The organism is Streptomyces calidiresistens (assembly GCF_014141525.1).
GTDB classification, from domain to species: domain Bacteria; phylum Actinomycetota; class Actinomycetes; order Streptomycetales; family Streptomycetaceae; genus Streptomyces; species Streptomyces calidiresistens.
On the sequence record NZ_VKHS01000465.1, the window covers coordinates 1 to 4,478 of the forward strand.

Sequence of the window (4,478 nt, forward strand, 5' to 3'; positions counted from 1 at the left end):
GTATAAGGGACAGGCACGGGGACCGGCTACCCGGCGCGCGCGCCGTGACACGGGCGCCCCTGTCCCGGCGCGCGCGCCGGGGCAGGGGCGCGGTGCCCCGATGTGCCCGGGGCGTGGTCCCCCCGCCCCGGGCGAGCGGGGACCGGTGTCCGTCGGTCCTGCCAGAATGGGGGCATGGCCACTGATCGTCGTCCTCGCGTGCTTTCCGGGATCCAGCCCACCTCCGGGTCCTTCCACCTCGGCAACTACCTCGGCGCGGTCCGCCAGTGGGTGGCGCTGCAGGAGAGCCACGACGCCTTCTACATGGTGGTGGACCTGCACGCGATCACCATCCCGCAGGACCCGGCCCGGCTGCGCGAGTCCACCCGACTGGCCGCCGCCCAACTGCTGGGCGCCGGGCTGGACCCGGAGCGCTGCACGCTGTTCGTCCAGAGCCACCTGGCGGAACACGCCCAGCTGGGCTGGGTGATGAACTGCATGACCGGCTTCGGCGAGGCGAGCCGGATGACGCAGTTCAAGGACAAGTCCGCCAAGCAGGGCGCCGAGGGCACCACCGTGGGGCTGTTCACCTACCCGGTGCTCCAGGTGGCGGACATCCTGCTCTACCAGGCCGAGCAGGTGCCGGTGGGCGAGGACCAGCGGCAGCACGTGGAGCTGACCCGGGACGTCGCCGAGCGGTTCAACGCCCGCTACGGCCACACCTTCACCGTGCCGCGGCCGCGCATCGTCCGGGAGACGGCGAAGATCTACGACCTCCAGGACCCGACCGCGAAGATGAGCAAGTCGGCGCCGAGCGCCAAGGGTCGGATCGACCTGATGGACGACCCGAAGGTCTCGGCGAAGAAGTTCCGCAGCGCCGTCACCGACACCGGTACCGAGGTGCGCTACGACCCGGAGAACAAGCCCGGCGTGAGCAACCTGCTGGTGATCCACTCGGCCCTGACCGGCATCACCGTGCCCGAGTTGGAGGAGAAGTTCACCGGGCAGCTGTACGGGCCGCTGAAGACCGAGGTGGCCGGGGTCTTCACCGACTGGGTGACGCCCTTCCGCAACCGGGTGCTGGAGTACCTGGACGATCCGGCGGAGCTGGACCGGCTGTTGGCGCGCGGCGCGGAGAAGGCACGGGCTGTCGCGTCCGTCACCCTGCGCGAGACGTACGACCGGGTGGGTTTCCTGCCGCCGGCCCCCTGAGCTGGGGCGGGGGCCGGGGGGACGGACCTTCGGCCCGGTCCCGGGGGGGCGGAGGACCGTTGGTGTTCCGCTTCCCCGCCCGCCACACTGGCACCGGGTCACGGCACGCGGCGCGTCCGACCGTCCGGCGGACATCCCCGGTACCGATCGGGTGCGGACGGGTACGAGTCGGTGCGTTCGGGTACATATCGTCTCCGGTGATCGGCGACGATCCCCCCGGCCGCCACGGGTCGGTGCGGCGCCGCGCGAGGGACACGGCACACCGGGACGGGACGGCGGGCGGACGACGAGTGGCAACGAGCGAAACGGAGAGGGTCACGGGCACGGCAGTCGACGGAGCCGCCGAGGGCGCGGCTCACGGGCGGTCCGCGCCGGCGGCGCGGTCGCGCCGGCAGGCGGAGGCGTCGCGGGGAAGGTCCCCGCGTCCGACGGGAGCGATCGGCACGGCGGGTCCGGCCGATCCGAGGGGGCCGTCGGTGTCAATCGGGTCGGTGTCAACGGGGTCGATGTCAACGGGGTCGTCCGCGCGCGTATCGCGCGTCACTCGGGAGGAGATGCTGGTGGGGACCGTCACGCTCGGCGTGTCGCTCGTTGTCCCGGAGCCGCACGGCAGCCTGTTGCAGCAGTACCGTTTCGGTGTCGGTGACACCGCCGCGTCCGGTATCCCCACCCACGTCACCCTGGTGCCGCCGACGGTCGTGGAGGTCGTCGCGCGCCCGGCCGTGGAGGAGCACCTGGCGGGGATCGCCGCCGCCGGACGCCCGTTCCCCATGCGGCTGTCGGGCACGGACACCTTCCGCCCGCTCTCGCCGGTGGTGTTCGTGCGGGTGGTGCGGGGCGGGACCGCGTGCGGTCGTCTGCAGGAGCGGATCCGGGACCCGCGCGGCCCCCTGGCCCGCGAGCTGGGTTTCCCCTACCACCCCCACGTGACGGTGGCGCACGGCATCGCCGAGGAGGCCATGGACCGCGCGCAGCGCGACCTGGCCGGGTACGAGGCGGAGTGGACGGTGCCGGGGTTCGCCCTCTACGAGCAGGGCGCGACGGACGGCGTGTGGCGGCTGCGTCGCGAGTTCCGCTTCCCGAGCGGGGCGCTGCCGCAGCAGAGGATGGGGCTGCGGCGCCTGATCGCCTGACGGCCCCTCCGGGCGGGGCGCCCCGGCGTGCGGGGGCGGTGCGGGCGTGTCGGTGCCCACCTCCCCCCTCGCCGCTCCTCCCGCGCGTAGCGTGCCCGTCCGAACACTTCCGGGGCGGGCGCGAGGAGAGGCCGGGCGGACGATGGACGAGGCGACGAAGCGCAGGCTCGGCGGTCTCGCCGTGGTGGGCCCGGTTCTCGCGTGGCTGTTCCGCAGCCGCCCCTGGCGGGTGTACGAGCACATGGACGCCCGGAAGTGGACCCGGCTCGCGGCGGCCATCACCTTCACCAGCTTCCTGGCCTTCTTCCCGGTCCTGGCCCTCGGCGTGGCCATCTCCTCCCGGGTGCTGGACGACGAGGGCATGGACACCGTTCGGGACTGGCTGGCCGATCAGGTGCCGGGCATCTCCGAGAACCTGGATCTCGGCGGGTTGATCGACAACGCCGGCACGATCGGTCTGGTCGCGCTGCTGCTCCTGCTGCCCACCGGCGCCGGCTGGGTGGAGGCGACGCGGGGCTGTCTGCGCGAACTGTGGGACCTGGACGATCCGGAGGAGAGCGCCCTGCTGCGGCGGGCCAAGGACCTCGGTGTCCTGGCCGGCCTGGGCGGGGTGGTGCTGCTCTCGCTGGCGGCCTCCGGTCTCGCCGTCTCGGTCGCCCGCCTGCTGGCGCAGGAGGCGATCGGCGGACCGGTGGGCCGGGTCCTGCTCCAGATCGTGGCGCACCTGGTGGCGGTGGCCATCACCTTCGTGCTGATGCTGTACCTGCTGGTGTGGTTGCCGGGGGTCCGGCCGCCCCGGACCGACACGATCGTGGCGTGCCTGATCGGGGCGGTCGGCTTCGAACTCCTCAAGGCCCTGTTGAGCGGATACCTGACGGGCATCGCCACCCGCAGTCTCTACGGGGCGTTCGGTGTGCCGATCGCGTTGTTGGTGTGGATGAACCTGATGTCCAAGCTGCTGGTGTTCTGCGGCGCCTGGACGGCCACGGCGGTCACACCCGCGGAACGGTCCGCCGCGGACGCCCTGGCAGCGGACGACGCCGATGGAACAGCCGACGCCCCCACAGCGCCGCCGCCGTCAGGGTCGCCGCGCTGAGCAGCAGGACGCCGATGCCGCCGACCCCGCCCGTGCCCGCGCCGCCGGCCCCGGCACCGCCGTCCGGCCCGGCCACGCCGGCGGTGCCGTCGGGCTGCGGGGCGGCGGCGGCCTCGGCCTCCGCCGCGGCCTCGGCGACCTCGCTCAGGGTGGGGACCAGTTCGCCGACCGGTTCGACCCGGCCGGCGGCCTCGAAGCCCCAGTCCAACAGGTCGGCGGTTTCCCGGTAGACGCGCAGGCGGTCGCCGTTCTCGGGGTTCATGACCGTCACGATGAGGGTGCGGCCGTCGCGTTCGGCGATGCCGGTGAAGGTGTGGCCGGCCTTGGAGGTGTAGCCGTTCTTGCCGCCGATGATGCCGGGGTAGCGGTCCAGGCCGGGGGCGCCGACGAGCAGCCGGTTGGTGCTGCGGATCTCGAAGCTCTCGCGTTTCTTGCCCTTGCCCTTGCCGGGGAAGGCGTAGGTCTCGGCGGCGGCGTAGCGGCGGAACTCGGGGTTCCGCAGGCCGGCGCGGGCGATGAGGGTGAGGTCGTAGGCGGAGGAGAGCTGGCCCTCGCCGTCGTAGCCGTCGGGGTTGACGACGGTGGTGTCCATCGCCTGGAGTTCGACGGCCCGTTCGTTCATCCGGCGGGCGACCTCGTCGAGTCCGCCGTTCATGGCGGCCAGGGCGTGCACGGCGTCGTTGCCCGAGGCGAGGAAGACGCCGTGCCACAGGTCCTCGACGGTGTAGTCGTGCCCGTCGGAGATCCCCACCGCGCTGCTGCCGGCGCCCAGTCGGCCGAAGTCCAGTGGGTCGGCGCGGTAGACGTCCTCGGGGTCGGTGTCGGCGAGCAGGGTGTCGGCGAAGAGCATCTTGAGGGTGCTCGCCGGGGCCATGCGCCGGTGGGCGTTGTGCGCGGCCAGGACCTCGCCGGTGTCGGCGTCGGCGACGATCCAGGCGCGGGCGGTGGTCCTCGGCAGGGTGGGGGCGCCCTTCATGGGCCGGACCCGGGTGCCCTCCAGGCCCAGTTGTTCGCCACCGATGACGCCGGAGGGGGCGGCGGGGGAGCCGGCACCGACG

General features: G+C 73.3%; 4 protein-coding genes. 3 read left to right on the forward strand and 1 reads right to left on the reverse strand.

Going from position 1 to position 4,478, the window contains the following annotated elements; genetic code table 11:
- The first annotated feature begins 174 nt into the window (after window positions 1–174).
- The 3 genes from trpS (at window position 175) to FOE67_RS17680 (ending at window position 3,420) form a co-directional block, all read left to right on the forward strand.
- Entirely contained in the window at window positions 175–1,191 is a 1,017-nt protein-coding gene (trpS, locus tag FOE67_RS17670) for a tryptophan--tRNA ligase (protein ID WP_182665422.1), read from the forward strand.
- Between the two features lie 560 nt (window positions 1,192–1,751).
- Window positions 1,752–2,324, forward strand: a complete 573-nt coding sequence (locus FOE67_RS17675; protein WP_182665424.1) for a 2'-5' RNA ligase family protein — start codon at window positions 1,752–1,754, stop codon at window positions 2,322–2,324.
- A 142-nt stretch (window positions 2,325–2,466) separates the two neighbouring features.
- Complete coding sequence (locus FOE67_RS17680; protein ID WP_182665426.1) at window positions 2,467–3,420, forward strand: YihY/virulence factor BrkB family protein; 954 nt, start codon at window positions 2,467–2,469, stop codon at window positions 3,418–3,420.
- On the opposite strand, the gene FOE67_RS17685 is transcribed toward FOE67_RS17680, so the two are convergent.
- On the reverse strand, window positions 3,317–4,478 hold a 1,162-nt coding region (locus FOE67_RS17685; RefSeq protein WP_182665428.1), incomplete at its 5' end, for a D-alanyl-D-alanine carboxypeptidase family protein. The two genes, FOE67_RS17680 and FOE67_RS17685, sit on opposite strands and share 104 nt — an antisense overlap.

What these genes read in the sequence shown, in the direction of transcription:
- trpS (WP_182665422.1), top strand. Translation starts at nt 175, where the DNA reads ATGGCCACTGATCGTCGTCCTCGCGTGCTTTCCGGGATCCAGCCCACC.
- FOE67_RS17680 (WP_182665426.1), top strand. Translation starts at nt 2,467, where the DNA reads ATGGACGAGGCGACGAAGCGCAGGCTCGGCGGTCTCGCCGTGGTGGGC.